The organism is Flaviflexus sp. (assembly GCF_052087705.1).
Lineage (GTDB): Bacteria > Actinomycetota > Actinomycetes > Actinomycetales > Actinomycetaceae > Flaviflexus > Flaviflexus ciconiae.
Map to the genome: position 1 here is coordinate 218,989 of NZ_JBQCYC010000001.1, position 20,133 is coordinate 239,121.

20 protein-coding genes and 1 pseudogene are annotated in these 20,133 nt (G+C 55.7%); 12 read left to right on the forward strand and 9 right to left on the reverse strand.

The genetic code is table 11. From position 1 onward, the window contains the following. From ACTHUY_RS01000 to ACTHUY_RS01050, 11 genes and pseudogenes are all read left to right on the forward strand, one after another. Positions 1-430 (forward strand): annotated as a pseudogene (locus ACTHUY_RS01000) (hypothetical protein); the annotation flags it as partial. Continuing rightward, entirely contained in the window at positions 424-621 is a 198-nt protein-coding gene (locus ACTHUY_RS01005; RefSeq protein ID WP_441677251.1) for a hypothetical protein, read from the forward strand. The pseudogene ACTHUY_RS01000 and the gene ACTHUY_RS01005, both read left to right, overlap by 7 nt. A 9-nt stretch (positions 622-630) precedes the next feature. After that, complete coding sequence (locus ACTHUY_RS01010; protein WP_441677253.1) at positions 631-1,020, forward strand: PrgI family protein; 390 nt, start codon at positions 631-633, stop codon at positions 1,018-1,020. Further along, on the forward strand, positions 938-3,352 hold the full coding sequence (locus ACTHUY_RS01015) for a VirB4-like conjugal transfer ATPase, CD1110 family (protein ID WP_441677255.1): 2,415 nt from the start codon (positions 938-940) through the stop codon (positions 3,350-3,352). The genes ACTHUY_RS01010 and ACTHUY_RS01015 overlap by 83 nt, the downstream gene beginning before the upstream one ends. A 91-nt stretch (positions 3,353-3,443) precedes the next feature. Next, positions 3,444-4,376 carry a hypothetical protein gene (locus ACTHUY_RS01020; RefSeq protein WP_441677257.1) on the forward strand — a complete coding sequence of 311 codons (933 nt, stop codon included), beginning with the start codon at positions 3,444-3,446 and terminating at the stop codon, positions 4,374-4,376. Continuing rightward, positions 4,370-6,031, forward strand: coding sequence for a transglycosylase SLT domain-containing protein (locus tag ACTHUY_RS01025; protein ID WP_441677259.1), 1,662 nt, complete (start codon positions 4,370-4,372; stop codon positions 6,029-6,031). Before ACTHUY_RS01020 ends, ACTHUY_RS01025 begins: the two co-directional genes overlap by 7 nt. After that, positions 6,031-6,843: a hypothetical protein gene (locus ACTHUY_RS01030; protein WP_441677260.1), complete on the forward strand. Its 813-nt coding sequence runs from the start codon at positions 6,031-6,033 to the stop codon at positions 6,841-6,843. The genes ACTHUY_RS01025 and ACTHUY_RS01030 overlap by 1 nt, the downstream gene beginning before the upstream one ends. 332 nt (positions 6,844-7,175) lie before the next feature. Beyond that, positions 7,176-7,961 (forward strand): nucleotidyl transferase AbiEii/AbiGii toxin family protein, encoded by a 786-nt coding sequence (locus ACTHUY_RS01035; RefSeq protein WP_441677262.1) that lies wholly within the window; start codon positions 7,176-7,178, stop codon positions 7,959-7,961. A gap of 759 nt (positions 7,962-8,720) precedes the next feature. Continuing rightward, positions 8,721-9,452, forward strand: coding sequence for an ABC transporter ATP-binding protein (locus ACTHUY_RS01040; protein ID WP_441677264.1), 732 nt, complete (start codon positions 8,721-8,723; stop codon positions 9,450-9,452). Next, a complete protein-coding gene (locus tag ACTHUY_RS01045) occupies positions 9,442-10,719 on the forward strand; it encodes a hypothetical protein (RefSeq protein WP_441677266.1) in 1,278 nt (425 codons plus the stop codon). The genes ACTHUY_RS01040 and ACTHUY_RS01045 overlap by 11 nt, the downstream gene beginning before the upstream one ends. A gap of 11 nt (positions 10,720-10,730) precedes the next feature. After that, a complete protein-coding gene (locus ACTHUY_RS01050; RefSeq protein WP_441677268.1) occupies positions 10,731-11,381 on the forward strand; it encodes a hypothetical protein in 651 nt (216 codons plus the stop codon). Between the two features lie 366 nt (positions 11,382-11,747). Here ACTHUY_RS01050 and ACTHUY_RS01055 read toward each other — a convergent pair whose 3' ends face one another. From ACTHUY_RS01055 to ACTHUY_RS01080, 6 genes are all read right to left on the reverse strand, one after another. Next, positions 11,748-13,547: a VirD4-like conjugal transfer protein, CD1115 family gene (locus ACTHUY_RS01055; protein ID WP_441677270.1), complete on the reverse strand. Its 1,800-nt coding sequence runs from the start codon at positions 13,545-13,547 to the stop codon at positions 11,748-11,750. Further along, positions 13,540-14,085 (reverse strand): hypothetical protein, encoded by a 546-nt coding sequence (locus tag ACTHUY_RS01060; protein WP_441677272.1) that lies wholly within the window; start codon positions 14,083-14,085, stop codon positions 13,540-13,542. The genes ACTHUY_RS01055 and ACTHUY_RS01060 overlap by 8 nt, the downstream gene beginning before the upstream one ends. Then, on the reverse strand, positions 14,078-14,281 hold the full coding sequence (locus ACTHUY_RS01065; RefSeq protein WP_441677274.1) for a hypothetical protein: 204 nt from the start codon (positions 14,279-14,281) through the stop codon (positions 14,078-14,080). The genes ACTHUY_RS01060 and ACTHUY_RS01065 overlap by 8 nt, the downstream gene beginning before the upstream one ends. 62 nt (positions 14,282-14,343) lie before the next feature. Beyond that, positions 14,344-14,940 (reverse strand): PcfB family protein, encoded by a 597-nt coding sequence (locus tag ACTHUY_RS01070; RefSeq protein ID WP_441677276.1) that lies wholly within the window; start codon positions 14,938-14,940, stop codon positions 14,344-14,346. Next, a complete protein-coding gene (locus ACTHUY_RS01075; protein ID WP_441677278.1) occupies positions 14,937-16,316 on the reverse strand; it encodes a relaxase/mobilization nuclease domain-containing protein in 1,380 nt (459 codons plus the stop codon). Before ACTHUY_RS01075 ends, ACTHUY_RS01070 begins: the two co-directional genes overlap by 4 nt. Beyond that, entirely contained in the window at positions 16,273-16,659 is a 387-nt protein-coding gene (locus ACTHUY_RS01080) for a MobC family plasmid mobilization relaxosome protein (protein WP_441677280.1), read from the reverse strand. Before ACTHUY_RS01080 ends, ACTHUY_RS01075 begins: the two co-directional genes overlap by 44 nt. Positions 16,660-17,029: 370 nt before the next feature. Between ACTHUY_RS01080 and ACTHUY_RS01085 the strand changes: the two genes are divergently transcribed. Beyond that, positions 17,030-17,344: a hypothetical protein gene (locus ACTHUY_RS01085; protein WP_441677281.1), complete on the forward strand. Its 315-nt coding sequence runs from the start codon at positions 17,030-17,032 to the stop codon at positions 17,342-17,344. Positions 17,345-17,392: 48 nt separating this feature from the next. Here the strand turns inward: ACTHUY_RS01085 and ACTHUY_RS01090 are convergent, their stop codons facing one another. The 3 genes from ACTHUY_RS01090 to ACTHUY_RS01100 form a co-directional block, all read right to left on the reverse strand. Further along, positions 17,393-17,758, reverse strand: coding sequence for a glutaredoxin domain-containing protein (locus ACTHUY_RS01090; protein ID WP_441677282.1), 366 nt, complete (start codon positions 17,756-17,758; stop codon positions 17,393-17,395). A gap of 287 nt (positions 17,759-18,045) precedes the next feature. Continuing rightward, positions 18,046-19,122, reverse strand: coding sequence for a DUF4192 family protein (locus ACTHUY_RS01095; RefSeq protein ID WP_441677284.1), 1,077 nt, complete (start codon positions 19,120-19,122; stop codon positions 18,046-18,048). A gap of 415 nt (positions 19,123-19,537) precedes the next feature. Then, entirely contained in the window at positions 19,538-19,867 is a 330-nt protein-coding gene (locus tag ACTHUY_RS01100; protein WP_441677286.1) for a hypothetical protein, read from the reverse strand. Positions 19,868-20,133: the final 266 nt, after the last annotated feature.

Here is a 20,133-nt window from a genome sequence, read left to right on the forward strand (position 1 = left end):
AACCCCCGCCGAACCGGAACTCCCGGTTGAGCCTGAGGAGCCGGTGGTTCCGATAACGCCAACCGTTCCGGGCCAACCGTTGACGCCGTCGGTTCCACAAAACGTTGACCCTGTGCCAACCCCGCGTCCGAGTCTCCCCTCGCGCGGTGAGACTTTAGTGCCGGTGACGCCAGCATCGAGCCTGTGGTCCTACGTGCCAGTCCCGAAGACCATCTCTAGTGGCCTTGGTGCGGGCGTTGAGCGCGTGGCCGAGCAGATGCCTGTGCACGAGCCTGAACTGGCTTATACGGGTGCTGGCGTGGGCACCCTTGCCTTTGCTTCGGCAGGCTCGCTTCTTGCCGGGATTGGTGCTTTTCGCACGTCCAAATACAAGCAGGCAGCCACGAAGCGGACCCCGAAGCATCTACGCAAGGAGGATGAGTCATGTTAGAACAAGCTGTCGAACTGTTTACCAAGTTCGCGATTATCGGCGGCGGTCTGTGGACGGTGTGGGGCGTGATTACCCTTGCCGGTGGTCTTCGCGATCATAACGGTGCCCAAACCCAGACGGGCATGTGGCAGGCGATCGGTGGCGGGCTCATTATTGCTGCTGCCGCCCTGTTCTCCCAGGTACAGATCTAGGCGGCCTGCATGGCTCTGGAAGTCAAGGTCTATCGGGAAGTGACCCAGTATCAACCCAAAGTGCTCTTTGGGATGAGCTGGCGACAATTCGGCATTGCTGCGCTCGGCCTGCCAGTGTTGGCCGCGATCTATGCCGGGTTCTATCTTCTTGGACTTGATGATCTCGGAGTCCTAGTTGTGTGCCTGTTAGGGGTCCCGGCCGCCGCCCTTGGTTGGTGGCGGCCGATGGGGGTTCCCTTCGAAAAGTACTGGGGATACATGTGGGCGTTTCGCCAGGGTCGCAAACGCTACCTCTATCGCCAAACACCCACGACAAGTGAAGGACAAGATCATGGTCAAATCGCGCCGCAAAGCCGTAAAGCTCGCCGCGCCTTTGCAGCCTTTGAAGCAACAAACTAAAACGGCCAAGGACTACTCTCGCCGCCAGCGTGCCTCAGCTCAGGGTCAGATTCAATACTCGGCCATGACCGAGTCGGGCCTGTGTTGGTTGGGAGGGAACCGTTATTCGATCACCTTGAGCCTGTCTGATATTGACTATCAGCTTGCTCCGCCGCAGGTCCAAGAAAACCTGGTCGAGCATTATGCTCGCTTTCTGAACGCTCACCTGTCAGGTCAACACGTCCAGATCACGATCTTAAACCGAGTCCTTGATAAGGACCGGCTGATGGATCAAGTGGAGATTTCTCCGCGTGGGGATGGCTATGATTCCCAGCGCCAGGAGTACAACTCGCTCATCGCTCGACGCTTGGAGACCGGGCGTAATAATACGGTGACCGAAAAGTACCTCACGTTATCGATTGAGGCCGAGTCTGTAGAAGAAGCCAAAGTCATTCTTTCGCGCATGGCAGCCGAGGACGCGGCAGCGCTGCGCTCGGTTGGAGGGTGCAAAGCAGAACGCCTCGATGGGCAGGCCAGAGTGAGGCTTTTGCAGACCATGTTGCGCCCCCATGCGCCCGCAGATTTTGACTATGTTTCGCTCATTGGTCAAAAGCAGACCACGAAAGACTTTGTTGCGCCATGGCTCATCGATGTTTCACACCCGGATAAGGTCTTGCTCTCATCGTCGGGGGATCGATACTGGCAGACCATGATTCTGCGGGATTTACCGAATTGGATGAGTGATCGTCTTCTGAAAGAGCTCTCGGAAATTCCAGCAGATCTGACGGTGTCGATCCATTTTGATCCAATCGACCAGGCTGAAGGTTTGAGCCTGGTCAAGCGGCAGATCGCGGGGATGGACATCCAGCGCTCGACCGAACAGCGCAAGCTTGCCAAGCAAGGCCTTGGGGAGGACCTGCTTCCGCACGAGCTCCAAAGCGCTCACGAAGAAGCTCTCCAACTTCGCACCCAGCTGGAACAGTCTAATGAGAAGCTGTTCACAACCAGAATTATCGTTGGGGTGGCAGGCGATACGCCCGACCAGCTCGATGAGGCCGTCAAGCGAGTCAAGCGCGTGTGCGGTAAGCACTCATGCACGCTAGAGAACCTGAAGTATATGCAGCTGGATGGGCTGAACGCGATCTTGCCGCTGGGGGTGTGCAAGGTCCCGGTCTACCGGACCCTGACAACCGCAGTGGGTGCCGTGATGGTCCCGTTTACTACCCAAGAACTCTTAGAGCCCTCGGGGAACTTCTACGGGGTCAATGCCTTGTCAAAGAACCTGATTATGGCCGACCGCACGAAAGCGATGAATGCGAACGCCTTCACGCTAGGAACCTCTGGGTCTGGCAAGAGCCAGTTTGCCAAGTTCGAGATGGAACAGATTTTCCTACGCCGGCCCAACGATGAGATCCTCATTATTGACCCTGAACGGGAGTATCGGGCTCTAGCTGGTGAGCTTGGAGCAACAACGGTCAATATCTCCGCCGGATCCAACGATTCGATTAACCCGCTGGATTTAGATAAGACGATCACGGCGACCGAGGGCGATCCGATCCGCGCCAAGTGTTCCTACGTGTTGTCCCTGTGCGAGGTTCTCCTAGGTGGGGCCGAGGGGTTAACGCCAACGAAACGCTCCATCATCGACCGCGTCACGCAAGGAATCTATCGGGCCTACTGGAATGATCCAGCGGCCCTGCCACCCACACTAGAAACGCTCTATGACGGGCTACGAGGCGAACCCGAGCTCGAGGCCGGCGAGATTGCCACCGGCCTAGAACTGTATGCACGCGGGTCTGCTAAAGGGTTTTCTCGTCAAACAAACGTGGATACCACGAACCGGGTTACGATCTACGACATTGCCGATTTGGGTAAGGATCTACAGACCTTCGGCATGATGGTGGTCCTAGAGGAAATCTGGGCGCGTATTGCGCGCAATAAGGCACGCGGTGTGCGCACATGGCTGTACATCGACGAATTCCACCTGCTATTCGCCAATGATTATGCGGCTGAATACTGCCAGTCCATCTTCAAGCGCGTCCGTAAATGGGGCGCGGCTGCTACCGGTATCACCCAAAACATTGAAGAGCTCCTGCTCAATGACCGGGCTCGCCTGATGCTCTCAAACGCTGATGGGCTTTTTCTGCTAAACCAGCAGGCTACCGACGCCGATGCCCTGACCGATCTGCTCAAGCTATCCGAGCAGCAGCGCACCTACTTCACCAACGTCGATCCAGGGTGCGGTCTGCTGCGGATGGGAGCCGCAGTGATTCCCTTCGATAACACGATGGACCCTGCAAGCCACATCTTCAAGGTCTTCTCCACCCGATTCGAGGAGCTTACCCATGCTTGACCCCACTCTTTCTCCATTGAACCTCCATTCCATCGCTTCCAATCACGCTCTTTTGACAGACGATCGCTTAAGCGAGATAGCCGCTCATCCCATGGCCTGGCCCAAGCTGGTCACATGGGCCAACTATCTCCTCCAACTCCCACACGAGGATCGCCCAAGCATCCCGGTTCCCCGTCCACCTGAGAATTTCGACCCGTCAACCACGCCCGCTACGGTCACGCCTGCGGCACCCGCGGAGATTCCTCAAGCGCCGCTGCCGCGCACAAAGAAAAACAGAGCGCCTCTCTTTATCCTCCTTCTAGCGCTGGCGGTCGCGGCGGGCGTGGGATGGACGGTCATCCCCAGTCAATCCAGTCAGCCCGCACCCACGACGGCACCTGCACGTGAGGAGGCCTCCACGCCATTGCCCGAGCCAGTGCCGGCGGACGATCCTTCCCTTACTGCTTCTGGCGCTGGCTTCACCTGCACGGCTAGACAGGCAGTGGTGACCTGCTGGGGGCAAAATACCTACGGCCAACTTGGCACCGGCATGGCAAGTGAGGATCACTACTACTCCTTCGAGGTCGATGAGCCAGTGCTGCGCCTGGTTGCCGGCGCGGACTTTGCCTGTGCCAGCTCGGCGACGACGGTGACGTGTTGGGGTGATAATCGGTGGAAACAGGCCGGAGATTCCGACATTCGCATCCTGCCGCCAACCACACTCCCCGCACTGTCGCCCATTGATGGGCTCACCGCCGGCAACATCCACGCATGCGTGCTCAGCGAGGACAACATCGTGTGCTGGGGCTCGGATTATTCGGGTCAGCTCGGCTCAGGTACTCAAGGCGAGCAAGGTGCAGGGCTCACTGAGATCACGTTACCGGCGGGGCAGATACCCCAAGATATCTACGCCTCCGGGTTTACCACCTGTGCCCACACTGAAGCCGACCTGGTGTGCTGGGGTGCCAATGACGAGGGGCGGATTAACGACACCGACGAACGCATCCTGCCACCCACGGTCGTCCACCAGGACGCCTCATGGTGACCGGCACGCCGTTTCGTCGCACTGACTCTGTGCGCTACGTTTCTCCCCACCTGAAACAGGAACAGATACGTACCGGACGTGCGCGCCTGCTTGGTAAGCACGGGCCACAGCACCAAGGGCTTGTCACTGGAGGCTCTGGCCGGCCACGATCGAAACTGAAACGGAACGCGAGCAAGGCTGCCAGCATTGCCAGCGTTGCCAGCAAGGCTGGCAATCTGACGGAGGGCAGTGTCCTGCCGGCCAGCCAGATGAAGAATATGCGCGGGGCTGGACAGCGTCTTACCGAGACCTATCAAAGGGTGGCGGTGATTGGGCAAGCGACCAGCCCACATCAGGACTCCGACGAGCGCGCAGGTGGCCTTAGCGGCGCGTTCGTGCGCTCGGGTGCGGCCCGGTCCGCACGCCCAGCTCAACAGGCATTGAAACGCTCTGTAGGGGCCTCACAGAATGCCACTCGGCATGCAGGTAGACAGGCCGCGACCGCTATGCAGCGCGCGGCGGTGCGTACCGCCCACGCGCTGGCGGCCGTTGTCCGCAAGATTGTGGCCGCTGCGTCCCTCAAGATTGGGGCGATCTCGCTCGTCGTTGTCGCAGTTTTAGGTATCGTTGCCGTGATCGTCTCGATCTTACCGTCCTTCATTTTTGGTCTCGATGTTGAAACGAGAAAGGTTAGCGCTGCGGTTCCCGGCGAATACGCCACTTATGTTCTCGAAGCCGGCCAGCTGTGCGAAGGATTAAGCCCATCGATCATCGCTGCTCAGATCGATGCTGAGTCTGGATGGAACCCGCGTGCAACCTCACCGGTGGGTGCTCAAGGCATCGCTCAGTTCATGCCTGGCACGTGGGCCAGTGCCGGCAAAGACGGTAACGGCGATGGTATCCGAGATCCGTATAATGCGGCAGATTCGATCATTTCCCAAGGCCACTACATGTGCCAACTGCTCGATCTTGTCGAGTCTCGCTTTGGTGAGCGTGACATCGTCTTAGCCCTTGCTGCTTATAATGCCGGGTTTGGTAACGTCATGAACTTCAATGGTGTTCCACCATTTTCAGAAACTCGCGCATATGTCGAGAAGATACCCCATCTTGCGGCCACGACCTACGCCACTTTTGGCGTGGCCGGCCAGGTCGGTGGGCCGATGGTCGATGACTATCCATGGGCTGGCGTTGTGCGCTCCGCGGACGGTTCTGTCACTTCGCTCTATAACACGGTCAACTGGTCCACCCGCTTTTATTATGGCAACTGTACCGATTTCGTGTTCTGGCGCGTCAACCGGGACATGGGTGTCGAGTTCAACGGTGCAGATACGGCCTGGGTCTTTACTCATCCCACGCTCACGCCCTTAGGAGGAAACGGGCGCGAGTGGGGTAAGCCGGGCAATATGCCCGGCTGGCAGACAGTGACAGATCCAGCTCAAGCCCAACCAGGTGACGTCGTTTCCTTCGAGTCTGGAGCCTTTGGGCACACTAGCCCCTTCGGGCATGTGGCATACGTATCCGCCGTTGACTTAGATGGCAGTATTACCACGGAAAACTATGGGCTAGGTCAGTACTACATCGAGACCATTCCGGCCAGTACCGCTAGATCGTTGATTGCTTCTGGACAGATCGTGATTAAGCATAACCCCGCGCTAAGCGGAGCAGGGGAGGACTAGTGGAAGACTTCATTAAGAGGATGCTCGAAGACATCTTCTCCAACACTTTCCTCATTAGCTCAGATGCGCTGAGCAAAGAGATCTCCGGTTACAACGAGACAGCCTTCGCCCTTGCGAACACGATCAACGACACAGCCGTTAAACCGATTGCCGCTATCGTTGTTGCCATCATCCTTGTCCTTGAGCTCGCGCGAGTCTCCTCACGCTTTGACGGGGATTCAAAGACGGGCGTCCAGGTTATCGCCTCCATCATGATCAAAGCAGCGATGCTGATCATCGCCATCCAAAATGTTGACCTCATTCTCGGTGCCATCAACGAGATTGGGGATACCATCATCGCCTCTATCGGTGGGATCACCAGCGACCAAGTCACGTCAGCCGCTGACATCGATTCCCTTGACATGGGAACCTTAGAGCAAGTCGGGGCGATGATTATCTTGTTCATTCCGTGGCTAATCGCGATCGTAGCCGGCATTGCCGTCAAGCTTGTTGTCCTCTTACGCTTCGCTGAGGTCTATATTCTTTCCGCTGGAGCAACTTTGCCGCTGGCGTTTCTCGGGCACGAGGATACGAAACAAATCGCCATTGGCTACTTAAAGCGCTACGCGACAGCCGTCCTACACGGGGTGATGATCTTGGTGGTTATCGCTATATACTCCGCCCTCCAAATCGGAGGGAGCAACATCCCCGAGGACTTCTCCCTATCAGAAGTCATGAAGAGCTTTGGAGATTTCCTCCTTGGCCCAGTCTTGTTCTTGTTCCTCATCTTCGGCTCAGGTAAATTCGCCCGAGCGCTCGTGGGTGAAGGATAGGCGCACTATTCTTACCTGTCATCAGCCGATAGGATCGTGATGGAGGGAAGGGGCACCATGAGTAGATTCGCGCAGCTGAAGGGCTTTGCTCTCCCGTCAAGCCTTGATGCGCTGGAAGGCCCTACATGGGGTGGAACTATCGAGCTACACCACTCGGTGATTTGGGCACCGGACTCCCAGACCATTACTTTGTCCGACTTCGGTCAGGCTTTCCGTGCCTACGTGGCACTAATCAACGAAGGTACCCAAGGCGAGCAAGAACGGTGGATGAATCGCGACGTACTGATAGAGGTGTGGCCACGCTTGATTCTTCCCGACGTCACCTACGAGGCATGGATGACGAGATTTCCTCAGCTGCCAACGAATCAGTTGCTATGTCGCTCTTAGAATTTCAGTCTGAGGTTACGCAGATCGCCCTGACTGCGTTAGAGCCTTACGGCTTTGTCCTAGCTGGATCTGGAGCAATACGAGAGCACGGGTTAATTACCCGGCCCACCGAAGACATCGATCTATTTAGTGTGCTTGAACTCCAGGCAGCTTTACCGGCCGCGCTTGACCGGCTCGTTGAAGTATTAGATCGCCATCGGTTCGACGTACACACCGTACGGCGTTCTGATTCTTTCGCCACTGTCCACGTTTGCCGCGGCGACCTCATCCTGCGGTTGGATCTCGGCTTCGATTATCGAGCACATATGCCTGTGCGCCTCGGCGTCGGCCTCGCCTTGGATCGCAAGGACGCTGTTGGTGCGAAGGTGGCCGCCTTGTTTTCACGGCACGAAGCGCGTGACTATCTTGATGTTGATGCAATCCGGCAATCGGGGATTTTCGCTGATGATGAGCTCATGGGCCTGGGCGAGAGTATCGACGCGGGTTTTGATCGGAACTGGTTTTCCAAGGTTCTCCGTTTGGTCGAGCACGTTCCTTATGCTGCCGTCAAACACTATGGTCTTAGCCGGGACGAATTCACTAACGTGCAAGGCCGACTCGTGTTGTGGGCTGATGCGATAGTACCTCGCCACGTTCCCCAATCACGTCGATATATCATCAATCGCTTAGAAAACCGTTCGAACTCGTCTCCGACGAGCGACACTCACAAGCCAAAGCGTTATCAACGATAAGGCCCGTTCGCGGGCACACCCGGCTTAGCTAATGATCTGGAGATACTGTAACCTAGGAAAGTTAACTATCCCGGTCAGGTCGAGGCGCGAGGTGTGGCAGTGGCAGTCGAACTCGACGGGTCGGCCATGTAGCCCCGCACTCAAGAGAACCTAAGCGGAACAGCGCAGCTTCCAGTTTGCTAGCCTGTTTGATTTGTCGTGATAAGCGGAGTAGCGGTGTCGCGATTGAGGGTGGAAGTCGAATGCCCCTTATTTATCGCGTCTCGTGGAGTACTCTAGAATGTAACTCGAACGAGTTGTGTTGAATTGATACCGAAGGAGTTATCATGAATTTCATTAAGAGCAAGCTTGCGTTATCACTTGCTTTGGCCAGTGTTCTCTCGGGCCTAGGGGTTGTGGGTGTGAGTACTCATGCCGAGGCTGCTGGTTGTTCCCTTTCTGCTTCTACCTACTATGCTTCATCTGCTGGTAACATCCACGGTGTCGCGAAGCGATCCGGGTGTGGCAACACCCGCAGCGTGACATCAGCGCTTTATCACGAGATGCCAGGGTTCCTCCCTGATGCTCGAATTGCGTCGGCAACGAGGTCGATTACCAACGGAAATGTGACCTCAGTAGCAATAGCGAATCGGGGCTGGAATTACTATACGAAGGCCTCAGACTCAGCCGGCGCTTCGGCTCGATCCGCGATCTATGCACACTGAGCTATAATTCTTCTGGTAGAGAGTTGTCGATATGCCTGTTGCTACGTTGGAGTCTGTGTCGTTTTCGTACGGTCGTAATAGAGTTCTGAATGATATAGATTTGAATCTCGATAATGGGGTCACCGGGATTCTTGGGCCAAATGGTGCCGGCAAGACCACAATGTTACAGCTATTGACACTTAATCTGCGTCCGAGTATTGGTTCTATAAAGATCAACGGAGCGAAGGTCACCAATGAGGCTCAGGCACGAAAGTGCCGTGGGCTCATTGGTTACCTTCCTCAGCGATTTGAGGTAATGTCCTTAAGGTCGGTCAGAGCCAACGTTGAATTTGCGGCGTGGGCTCATGGTGTGCCCACTGCTGATTGTGCGAGGGCAGCCGATCACGCTATTGCAAGGGTCGGACTGGAGGATCGTTCAAACACCAGAGCGTTTCGTCTTTCTGGAGGGATGCGTCAACGCCTCGGACTGGCCTGTGTGATCGCCCATGAACCGAAGATCCTAATACTTGACGAACCTACAGTCGGTATTGATCCGGTTCAGCGATCACAGATGAGAAAGCTCTTCCGAGAGTTATCTGCTGATTCCGCTGTTCTGCTTTCGACTCACCTAGTCGACGATGTCACACATGTGTGCGACAGGGTTCTTGTTTTAAATCATGGTGCTGTGAGGTTCGATGGGTCTGTCAATGATCTTGAACAGATCGGTCGTGAAGGTGTAGCGCAAGATCGACATGGCTCTGCTGCTGAAAATGGTTATTTGAGGATTGTGCAGGGTCATGAGTCGTAGTTTTCGTCCGCAGAGGACTTGGTTTCTTGTTGGCATCTTTATTGTCAATGCTCTATTGGTTCTCCTCCTGACAACCGAGCCGATTAGATCTTGGATTCCGACTGACAGCCGCGGAATTGTGGTGTCCTTTCGAGAAAACAGTTTCGTTTTAGGGTTAATTGGAGCGTTCACCGGTTTTAGTGTTGGCAGGCTGTTCCTGCCGGATTCAGTCGTCCTCGGGCGTTCGAGTGCACGGCATCCAAAAGCGGTCGGACGTGTGCTTATTGCCCCTGCTTGTGCGGCTCAGGTTTCTGGCTACCTCACGGGTATACTCGGCGCTCTGGCAATGGTTGGATTTGAACGTGGCAGCGAGGTCGTCTTACCTATTCTTGCGGTGTGTCTTGGTCTTTTAGGCTTGACGGTCTGGGGATTCTTGATAGGAAGCACCCTGCGAAGTAACGTCGGAATTTTTGCAGTGGTGATTATTGTCTTGATTCTTGTATATGCGCCGCTTGTAGTGAATTCATATGTTCTGCCAGATTCAAGTGTTTCTGCGCGTGCTTTGGGCATGGTGTGGGCAATTAATGAGCCGAGTGCGGATCTCACGTTTAGCTACCTCGCTGAGATGACTCGAGCACTCTTTTACTTAATGATCCTGATAGTTGGCTTGTTCCTATTTGTTGTCCTGTTTCGCGCGAAAGGTGCCAGACGTTCAGGGATCGAGTACTCAGCGGCAGCGATGATGGCAGCTGCGATTGTAACGATTTCTGGCATCGGAGTACTTATTGTTCCGCAACCGTTTGTCAAGGATGGCTCGGCAATCCCGTGCGAGTCTTCGGGTAAAGTGGAGGTTTGCCAATATCCGGTTTATCAGCCCTTGGTTCCGACAGTTGCCTCAATAGGACACCAGTTTTCTGAGGTCATCCCTGGTATTATTTCGGCGATGCCGGTTACGGAGTACGACGAGTCGGCAGTTCCAATTCCGCGCCCGTATGGATCTGAGCAGGCGTGGACACGTGCCACCTCCCAGTCATTCGCAGACTTTCTGTCTGGTGTGACTGTATGTTTCAATAAGCGAGACAGTGGCGTAGAGGTTTCGGAAGAGTCTCTCCTCCGTAGCTTCGACCTGTCAGAAGAGCTTATACGCAGAACTGGTTTGGAAGGTGAGGGCCAGAGCCGCCACGACTCAGATTTCAGCAAGTACCTGAGTAGCATGTCTGCGCAGGAATTCTCTAGGTGGTTCGATGAGAATGCAAACAACATCAGAGCCTGTGCAATATCCGAGTAGGTTGTAGGCGCGTGCGAAACGTCATCTTCTGGCTTGAGGGGAGAGCAAGGCAGACGCTGCTCGGCGTTTTTATCCTTGCTCCAGTGGCTCTGTTCTTTGGTTGGGGTTTCATCCTTCAGCTCAGTGCGGATGTGCCACCGGGTAGAGGGCTGGAACTGATTCCGCTGCTTTCATACAGCTTACTGACGTTGGCAAGCCATTCTCCCGTCCAGTGGATTGAGCGGCAATCGCCTCGCCGCCTTTTCTATTATCAGTTAGGTGCCTTTGTCTGCCGCAGCCTTTTTGTGGTTCTTTTACTGGCAGGTTTAGGTTTAGCATTTGAGTTCCTGCCGGCCGGCAAGATTCCTTTCGGTGAAACCTTTGGGCTTGACGACCAAACGATTCCTGTATCTTATTTTATCCAGATCAGTATTGGTATTCTTATAATCAGCTATACAGCAGAGTTTCTTAGCCTTCTATCTTTCACTGGGAGCGTCCCGATTCTGGCGCTTGCACTTTATGTGGGCACTCTATATGTGCATCCGATATTTGATTTAGTGTTTCCGCTGTCCCTGGAGGCAGCCTCAGTGGGACAGGTGGTCGTGTGTCTTATGTTGGCGTTTACTGTGATAGTAGCTGGCGTTTTCCGGGACCATGGATACATCGGTTGGATGGTGCGATGAGGGGCCGTACGGGAGTGTCGCGGGCGAGCTTGTCGATGAGAATTCGATAGGAACTGATCGAACGAACGTTTCGTGTCGGTGGTAACTCGCATGGTCGTAACTGGAGTCACATAGTTGTTTCGGATACGAGAGATGATCGCTGCAGGTCGGCTCAGCTATGCTCTGGGTTTGTAGCTCGGCACGGCTCCAATTGCAGTACGAAACGGCCGAAATGGCTTACGTGGTTCTTTTCTCAAAGCCTTTTGAGCTAGCCAGAGAGTTAGCTTTGCGACTTTAGAGAGGTGTTCGAGGCTACTACAAAAGGTAGATTTTAGCAGACGCAAACGTCACTGACGCTAAGCTGGTTTCACCAGTGGACTTGCCAGTTTAGCTGATGATCTGGAGGTGTTGCGATCCGGGGAAGATGTCTTCTCCGGTTAGGTCGGGGTGCCAGGTGATCTCGATACGGGAGGGCTCTTTCCCTTTTGTTGGGGTGTAGGTGTATGGGGTTGTGAGTGTTGGTGCGGGGAGTTTGCGGGACTTGAAGGGGCGCACGCCGCGTAGGACATAGAGGCATTCTTGTCCGGGGAGGCGGCCGATTTCGTCTGCGGTTAGTAGTTCGCGGCCGAGGGAGCGGTTTTGCATGGTCCAGGACCCGTTGCGGCCTCGTGATTCGGAGATGTCGGTTGAGGTGATGGTTTGTTTGCCGATGAGTTTTGAGACGTATTCGGTTGTTGATTTCTCGTTTCCGCCTAGGAAGAGCATCGAGTCGCAGTTACCGACGATGGTCTCCCAGTCGTCCTTGTATAAGGCTTTGCCTTGGGAGAAGTTCTGGACGATGATCGATGTCGATATGCCACGTGATCGCATGACAGCGATTTTGCGTTCGAAGGAGGGCATTTTGCCGATGTTGGCGAACTCGTCCATGAAGCATTGCACGTGCACGGGCAGGTGACGTTCGGGTAGGTGGTCTGCGATATAGATGTTGACCTCAAACAAGAGCTCGTAGAAGATCGAGACGAGGAAGTTAAATGCGGCGTGGGTGTCAGGAATGATCAAGAAGAGGGCTGTTTTGGTTCGCCCGATCTGGTCAAGATCGATCGTGTCGCGGGAGAGGAGTTCTCGCATGGAGGCCATATGTAAGGGGGCCATGCGAACGCCCAACGAGATGATGACGGACTTTTTCGTCTCTCCTGCACCTTGGGTGTAGGTGTTGTATTGTGCCCAGGCAAAGCGAAGGCCGCTGATGGCTTGGCGGGCTTCTAGGCCCCATTGGTCTGGGAAGGGGTCGGCGTCAAAGTCTGCGATGAGGTCACGGACAGCGTCGAAGAGGAGATCGACGTCAGACTTGCGGGTTTCGTCGGACTCTGAGGCTTGCATGCGGGCGAGTAGATCAACGACGTCTACGAGGGTGCCCTTGTGGCCTTTGGTGAAGTAGATGTAGGAGATCAGGGCGTTGAGTAAGGCTCGTTCTGCTTTTTCCCAAAAGTCTCCACCGGCATAGGGCTTGTTACCGGTCGTGTTGGTGATGAAGTTTTCGGTCAAGATGGTGCAGTCCACCTCGGGCTGGTCATCGTTGAAATATTTGAGCGGGTTAAATCCGTCCGAGCGGGCAAAATCTACGAGGTTCAGGCATCGGATCTGATATCCGGATTCGGTAAGGTAAGCGCCGGTCTGTGAAAGGAGTTCGCCTTTGGGGTCGGTGACAGCGAACGAGGTATTGGCTTGGGCAAGGTTGGGTATGACGTAGTAGCGGGACTTACCCGAGCCGGAAGAGCCGATGACCAGGGCGTTGAGATTACGTTGGGTTTTGCGCGAGTTAAGAGAAAGCGATTCGCTGGCTGTCATGCGCAGGTTGTTTCGGGAGTTTTTGTCCGTGAAGGGCCGCATGGCTGCTGGTGTGGCCCAGGCGGCCGAGCCGTGTTCTTCGCCTTGGCGACGCTGACCTCGCCCAGCATTCTGGTAGAGCCAGACCAGGCCGGCCACGACTATCACGCCAACCCCGATGCCAATATCGATTGGTTCGTTAGACAGGTGGAAGGGCTGGGTCAGGTCCAGCCAGAAGCGGTCTAAGAGCCTATCGAAGCCTACCCCGGCAGCCAGATCGGTGCGTATCTGGTAGGAGATTTTATTTCCGGCCCAAAAGCCGATCACAAGTAAGAAGAGTGTGAATACTCGTTTAGCCATGATGAGTCCTTGTGATAGAGGTTGTGCGCAGATCCGTTTGCGGAGTGCCTTGGTCATATTTGTGGTCGAGGATGGCCACGATCTGGGCCCGTGTTTGTGGACGAGCTGGAAGTATGTCGCTGGTGGTGATGTGGTCAGGTGTGACCGGCGTGGGAGGCGATGGTGGCAGCGGGGTTGCCGGTGGCTCCCCGTCGATGCCTGGGATGTCGAGAGCGGGCTGAATGTGTTCTACAGGAGCCGTTCTGAGCGCTGCCTGCTCGCCAAGAGTGGACAAGAGGCAGTGTTGCCCTTCGCTGAGGGCGTGTGTGAAAAGCTCATCGTCGTCTTGGGTGACGAGGAAGATCTGTGGATGGGAAAAGATCAACGTGTCGCGGCTCGTCAATCCGAGCCGGCGCAAAATGGGGTGAGCGGCGATTGCGCCATCGTCATCGACGTCGAGGAGCTCTTCTTCGACCGTGGCGATGGTGGCCAGCCGGCCAAGGAGACTGGTGTCGCGCGTGGTACGTGACAGGACGAGGATGCGTCCATCGCTAAGCATGTGCCATCTCGCTCAGATCGGGGCTGAGATGGTCAGCGTGAATGATCATTGCCTTGGTTCCTGGCGGGGTTGCTAGCTTCCCGGAGATGAAGACGTGTGTGCCGACGTCAAACTGGTCAAGGTTATCCGCGATCCAGGCGGCGAGCTCGGCGTCTGCTTTGACGGTGACGAGCATCGTTTCGACTTTGACGCGCAAGTGGCATTGGCCCTGTCCGTGACTAATAGGACTCGCTAATGGGGCGCGCACGAGGACCTGGTTCATCGAGCTTTTCCTTTCGGGCTCACAATATGCGGGGCGTTCTTATCGAGCCTGGCTGCCTTGAGGGTCTTCGCGGCCGCTGATTTTTTAGTAGCTTTTGCTTCGATCTTTCGACTGACGTCGGTGCGTGTTTGCGGCTTCTTCGAGGGCTCATCAACGTCAGTTTTTGCCGGCGCGTCTTTGAGTTTCTTTTCCAGCGTCGCTTTTGCTTGGGTGATTCCATGGGAGACAGTGTCGGTGTCAGCTCCGCGAAAGTGCACATAGGTGTTGCCATCAGGGGCGTGCTCGATGGCAAAATCGACCCCGCGTTCTTTCAGATCGGCTTTGAGGTCTGTGATGAGTTCATCGGAGACGTCGATAGAGTGGAGGTCTCCGCCGGCCTTTTCTTGAAGCCCCGATAGTGTCATCACTCCGGTCTCACCGCTATTTCCGTGCCTAGCTTTGTAGGCGGCGATGATACGTTCAGCCCCGCCATGAGCCGCGTCGAGGGTCGCGGCGGATATACGTTTACCGACATTAACGGATATTGTTACGCCACCGCGTGCGATCGCCATCATGATCTGATCGGTGAACATTTCTGCTTGAAGGACGGTCATCGTCGATTCCTTTCATGGACAACAGTGGTTGCGAGTTTGGTGTGGACGGCGGCAAGGTTGCGGCGCTGACGTGAGGCTTTCGCCAGTCGCGCACCAACGTGTTTGACGGGCAAGCCAGCGTCAAGGCGGTTCTGACGTTCAAGAATTAGTTCGTGGACGATTGCATCGAGGCTGGCTACTTTTTGACCTAAGTTGTCAATGAAGGCCGCACGCTGGTTTGGCGTGGTCGCGTCGTAATCGGCAAGAGTATTGACGACGTCGATCTCGTCGCGCAGTGCACTCACTTGTCGGTCCACGTGGGCGAAGAAGCGTTGCTGTTTGGCACTAATTCCACGCGAGGGGGAGTGCGGGGCTGACGAGAGCTCGCGCGCGGGCTGTGGTGGATCGAAATAGTGGTACAGGTCGGCCACCGCCATCGGGGCGATGATCTTCCCGCCCCGGTCGGTGACAGTGACGTCGCCGGCCTCAGATAAGAACAACCGATAGGTTGATCCATGATCGACAAGCTTGGAAGCATCGACACGGAAATAGGCCGGCGGCTGGTGGCCAGGTATGCGTATACGCACCTGGTCGCCCTTGATGTGCACCATACGTGGCGCTAATGAAAACTCCGCGACGTGTTCGCGTCCCAAGCGCATCATTAGTGCTGCTTCGGTGTAGGCCGCTCCCAAGGTTCGCCCCCGAATTGGGCGCGACATATCTGGCTCGGCGAAGATGATATTGACTCCTTTGGGGCGCACTTTGACATCCATCTCGGCCAAAGATGCCACCATCGCTTCCCACGTGAAGGAGGTTCGAACCGCTTCATCGATCTTGTTCATCAAGCGCTCTTTAGCGCTACCAGGATGGGTTTGTGCATAGATAGATTCCAAGCTTTTACCGCGCCCGGGTCGTTCAATAACGGATAGTCCATGCTTGCGGCATAAGTTATCGGAGAGGTTTTGAAGGGCGTCCAGGTTTTGTTTCGGGTTGCGATACCGTTTCAACGTCTCACGATTCGCGGCGCAAAAGATGATGTGGTTATGGACATGGTCGCGATCTAAATGGGTCGCACACACCACGTCATACTCATCCTTCGTGATCGCCATAGCGAACTCCCACCCCAAATCATGAGCATCATTAGGGTCAACCTCGCCAGGTTTAAACGATTGAATAACGTGATATGCCACCACTGAAGGCGGTTTGCCAAAGCGACGTGAATGATCTGCTAGGGCGAGAGTCAGCTCCATATTTGCCGTGATGTCCTCAGCCATGCCGGGAACAATGGAACAGTTTGACGAGCACATCAAGCCACTGTTGGTCTTCGACCCGTCAGTGATATATCCGATCGCCTTACCTAAGGTCGATCGGATCGCCTTGATCTTGACTACCGCCACTACCTTCTCCAAGCTCACGTCTAACAAGAGAGCGAACCTCTGTCAGCAAGGCCAGCGTCTCGCTGACCATCTCGAACGTGGCAACATGATCGGTATTAGCCTGACGCGCGATCTGGTTAACGTTGTTACCGATCGCTGACAGGTGCCGGTCAATCCGGCCAGCCATGGAGGCCGTCACAGTGGTGGTAATGATGCCCGAACACAGAAGTTCGCGGGCGAACCTGGAGAAGTTAGTCTGCCCATGGGTGCGCATACGCTGCGCAATCTGACTCAATTCGTCCTGAGAAAAATACACATCGCGGCGAAACTTGCGCCTCCGCGATGGCGTGGAACTTGAGTCCACGCTTCCTCCTAAAGGGTTTGGGTCACGACCCATACTAGCATCAGTTCGGAAATTCTGTCCGGACATATGCTTTGCTTGCTACCCAACTCACGTAGGACTAAAGACCCACGCCCGTGGGTGGCTACGTGAGTTCACAATGAAGAAAAACGCTGCGCGTTTTTCCGCCTACGCGAACACGGCATAGCCGTGTTCGACGACGAAAACAACTGCGGTTGCTTTCTCCACCACCGTCCATCGACGTCGATGGACGGGCGCGCCGGCACGCGGCGCGCGTGCGCGCGAGGCGCGCAACCTTGAATCACCGATAGCGCCGGTCGGGGTATGCTGGCCGGTGGAGAATCATCACCATCAGTGATGAAAGAAGAAGCCAATGCCACCTGCTCGTAAGAAGCCGCGCTCAACGCTGGCACAAGCGATGCTCGATCAAGAGCTCAAGCGCCACGAAGAAAAGACTGCCGCGCTGATCGAGATCGAAGACGCTATCGGTGAGTTCGGCGCGCTTGAAGAGCGCGTCCTGCACGCTCGCCAGACACTCATGGATCTGGGCTACTCCAAGAACGAGATTCTCGCACTGTTCGACGTCAGCCCTTCGCTCGCGCGCCTGCTGCGCGCACCGGCGACTGTCAAACCAGACGAACCTAACTCCAGCCATGAGGAAACTCAAAGCGGGTCCGACGTTTTCTAGCAACAAATAAGGGCGCGGCACCAAGTGTGGTGCCGCGCCCTTGGATGTTCAGCGAGCTTGACTCATCCGACGTGGAGTGGGTGGTGGGGAGGTGCGCTTAGGCGAGCGCACCTCTAATCGCCGATCGAGTTGACGGCGAACATCGTTGGGCGATTGCGGTCGAGCATCGACACTGTCCTTGATTCGAGTCTGTGCTCGAATCAAGTCGGGACGATATCCCGACCAGTGCTCAACACTATCGCCGCGCTCGACGACGACCACAGGGGTCGCGGCATAGCCCAAAGACTTCACATACGCCAACGACTCAGGCGAAGCCGTCACATCAACCTCGCCAAAATCAATCCCGGCACGATCAAAAGCACGCTTAGTAGCATTACACGGCTGGCAGCCCGGCTGAGAATAAACAGTGATCATAAGGCAGTCCTAACGCGAAAATGAGTAGCGCGGACACGAACCGAATCAACGAACCCGTGCCCGCGCATCTTCTCCATTGACTAGCGTGCTTCGCCATACGGCCGGCAATGCCGGCTATCCATGTCAGCGCGCTAGGACACACAGAAGCAAACATAAAGTTCACTACCACCCAGTCTATCTCACCGCGCTCAGCGGGGACAGTGCGGGCGCTCCCCTTAGAGGGGAGCGCCCGCACAAAAAGTTGAAGCGGGTTGCCCAAACCAGAGGTTCGGGCAACCCGCTAGTGGCTACTTAAACCACGGCGGTGGCAACTGGATGTCGAGCGCCTGTTCCACTAACCGCGCCAGCGAGTACGACGGGTCAGCGTCGAGCGCGGCTTGAACGTACTCGGCCGCCGCGCCCGAGCGGCCAGCCCACCAGTACAAATACCCAACGAGTGCGAGTGCTGCCGGTGCGTCCTCGGGCGAGTATGCGCCAATCATGCGCATGACGTCGGTGATGCGAGCAAGCCGCTCACCATCGGGATTCATTGCCGTTGCTGCGTGCAGCGCGGTTTCGATATCGTCGATATCCATACCGCTCACGCTCTCCACCTCAGGGTTCACCGCGAACACAAGCACACGGTCACGAATGGTGATATCGGTCAGCCCTGCATGGAGCCGAGCCATAGCGCGCTGACCGCCGACCATTGTAAGGAGACCATCTGCACTCAAAGCGTCCGCGTCTGCCATGACGCTCACAAGAAGCGCGTTCCACTGCTCGGCCGCGTTAATCTCACCGTCAGCAAGAAGTGAACGGTACTCAGTGACCAATTCCGAATCTTCACCGTAGCCAAGACGGTCAATGAGAACCGGCGTGGCATGTGCCGCTGGAGCCGAACCGGCCAAAATTAATTCCACATTAGCCACCGACTGTTCAAGGTCACGGTAGGTGCCCATCTCTTCGGCGAGCCCGTTTGCGACCTGCGAACCGTGAACATACAGGTCATAATCGGTAGCAAAGTAGGACACGAACCCCTTAACGTCGGACTGGTAACGCTCATCAAGCCATGCTTGGGTATCTAGTGCTGCCTTATCAAGAATACGGGCGACGTCACTGCCAGTCTTAGCCTCAAGGCCATCGGTGTACCACGCCATAGCAAGCGTCGTGACCTCAAAACGTTCAGCGAACTCGGCCAATTGCTCGCCAAAGCCGTGGTCGATATTATCTTCACTGGCAACAATCATCGGCCCGATGTTTTCGACACCATCGCGTTCAAGGGCAATAACCACCACACAATTCTCCGGCCGGTGCCCGATAATGTGCGGCACAACGGTCAAAACATCTTCAGGGGCATTGAGAGTAATAGATGTAGGAGCATTCATGTCAGGTAGCCTTTCTCGTGTGTGAGGGACATTGTTTTTGTCCCTCCTGACTCTTGAAATGACTGCGCCGGTCTAAGCCTGGAGCGTCAACCCGTAGGGCAGGTGTGGGTGATGCGCGGTGTTGTGCCGCATACGTAACGCCAGTGAAGTGTGGGGCACAACAGGGCAAGCAGCTCACGCACATGGTCGCTTGCGACTTGCGTGCAAGGCGTCGGCGCAATAATGGAAAGTCAGGAGGGAAAACACAAAAACCAAAAAGACAAGCACCGAAGGTGCTCCTTGATCTCTTGTGCCACAGGCACAACCACCAACCGCTTGCGCGGTTGAACAATGAGCCCACAGGCTCATACACCCACGCCGATGTGTAAAGCTCAAAAGACTAGCCCGCCACCGGCTAGGTGACGGGCTAGTCGTGTTAGGCCCAGTGAGACTGGAAAGCCGGTTTGCCGTCCCATAGGCGTGCATACTCATAAGAGTTAATCGCCACGGTTGGCTCGCCGAAAGAGTAGTTGATCTTGCGTCTAAAAGCCTCGCCTTCGAACTGGTCCTTAACCGGGATGACGCACTCAGAGGCCCACGAATCGACGCTCTGAACGCCCTGGCCAATCTTGGCCAGGGTGACCGTCTTCGCGCTAGCCTTGATCACCCGGTAGAAATCGACATTGGTCTGATCGTAGCCCCACGAGGAGGCAAAGATCGTGCCAGGCGCGATAACCGAAACATTGGCAGCGGTGGATGTGGACATGAGATTCTCCTTTGAGATCGAATTGATACTTCCCCGCTTCGGGGACGATCTTCGTAAGGGTGTGGGGTTAGGCCAGTCCAGTCCGCAGCCGGGTGCGCGGTGAACCTCACCATGAAATAGCAGAGCGTTCGTGGTGAGGATCAGGGCCAGCAGCCGGTAAGGCAAGGGACTTGGCGGGCCGGCCACGGCCACGTGGTAGCCCCACACGTACACTTGGAAGATCCCGAGCGGAAACCATCCCAACCATCGACGCAACCCCATCCCTG

What these genes read in the sequence shown, in the direction of transcription:
- ACTHUY_RS01005 (WP_441677251.1), top strand. Translation starts at nt 424, where the DNA reads ATGTTAGAACAAGCTGTCGAACTGTTTACCAAGTTCGCGATTATCGGC.
- ACTHUY_RS01010 (WP_441677253.1), top strand. Translation starts at nt 631, where the DNA reads ATGGCTCTGGAAGTCAAGGTCTATCGGGAAGTGACCCAGTATCAACCC.
- ACTHUY_RS01020 (WP_441677257.1), top strand. Translation starts at nt 3,444, where the DNA reads ATGGCCTGGCCCAAGCTGGTCACATGGGCCAACTATCTCCTCCAACTC.
- ACTHUY_RS01025 (WP_441677259.1), top strand. Translation starts at nt 4,370, where the DNA reads ATGGTGACCGGCACGCCGTTTCGTCGCACTGACTCTGTGCGCTACGTT.
- ACTHUY_RS01035 (WP_441677262.1), top strand. Translation starts at nt 7,176, where the DNA reads ATGGATGACGAGATTTCCTCAGCTGCCAACGAATCAGTTGCTATGTCG.
- ACTHUY_RS01045 (WP_441677266.1), top strand. Translation starts at nt 9,442, where the DNA reads ATGAGTCGTAGTTTTCGTCCGCAGAGGACTTGGTTTCTTGTTGGCATC.
- ACTHUY_RS01055 (WP_441677270.1), bottom strand. Translation starts at nt 13,547, where the DNA reads ATGGCTAAACGAGTATTCACACTCTTCTTACTTGTGATCGGCTTTTGG.
- ACTHUY_RS01060 (WP_441677272.1), bottom strand. Translation starts at nt 14,085, where the DNA reads ATGCTTAGCGATGGACGCATCCTCGTCCTGTCACGTACCACGCGCGAC.
- ACTHUY_RS01070 (WP_441677276.1), bottom strand. Translation starts at nt 14,940, where the DNA reads ATGACCGTCCTTCAAGCAGAAATGTTCACCGATCAGATCATGATGGCG.
- ACTHUY_RS01085 (WP_441677281.1), top strand. Translation starts at nt 17,030, where the DNA reads ATGCCACCTGCTCGTAAGAAGCCGCGCTCAACGCTGGCACAAGCGATG.
- ACTHUY_RS01090 (WP_441677282.1), bottom strand. Translation starts at nt 17,758, where the DNA reads ATGATCACTGTTTATTCTCAGCCGGGCTGCCAGCCGTGTAATGCTACT.
- ACTHUY_RS01095 (WP_441677284.1), bottom strand. Translation starts at nt 19,122, where the DNA reads ATGAATGCTCCTACATCTATTACTCTCAATGCCCCTGAAGATGTTTTG.
- ACTHUY_RS01100 (WP_441677286.1), bottom strand. Translation starts at nt 19,867, where the DNA reads ATGTCCACATCCACCGCTGCCAATGTTTCGGTTATCGCGCCTGGCACG.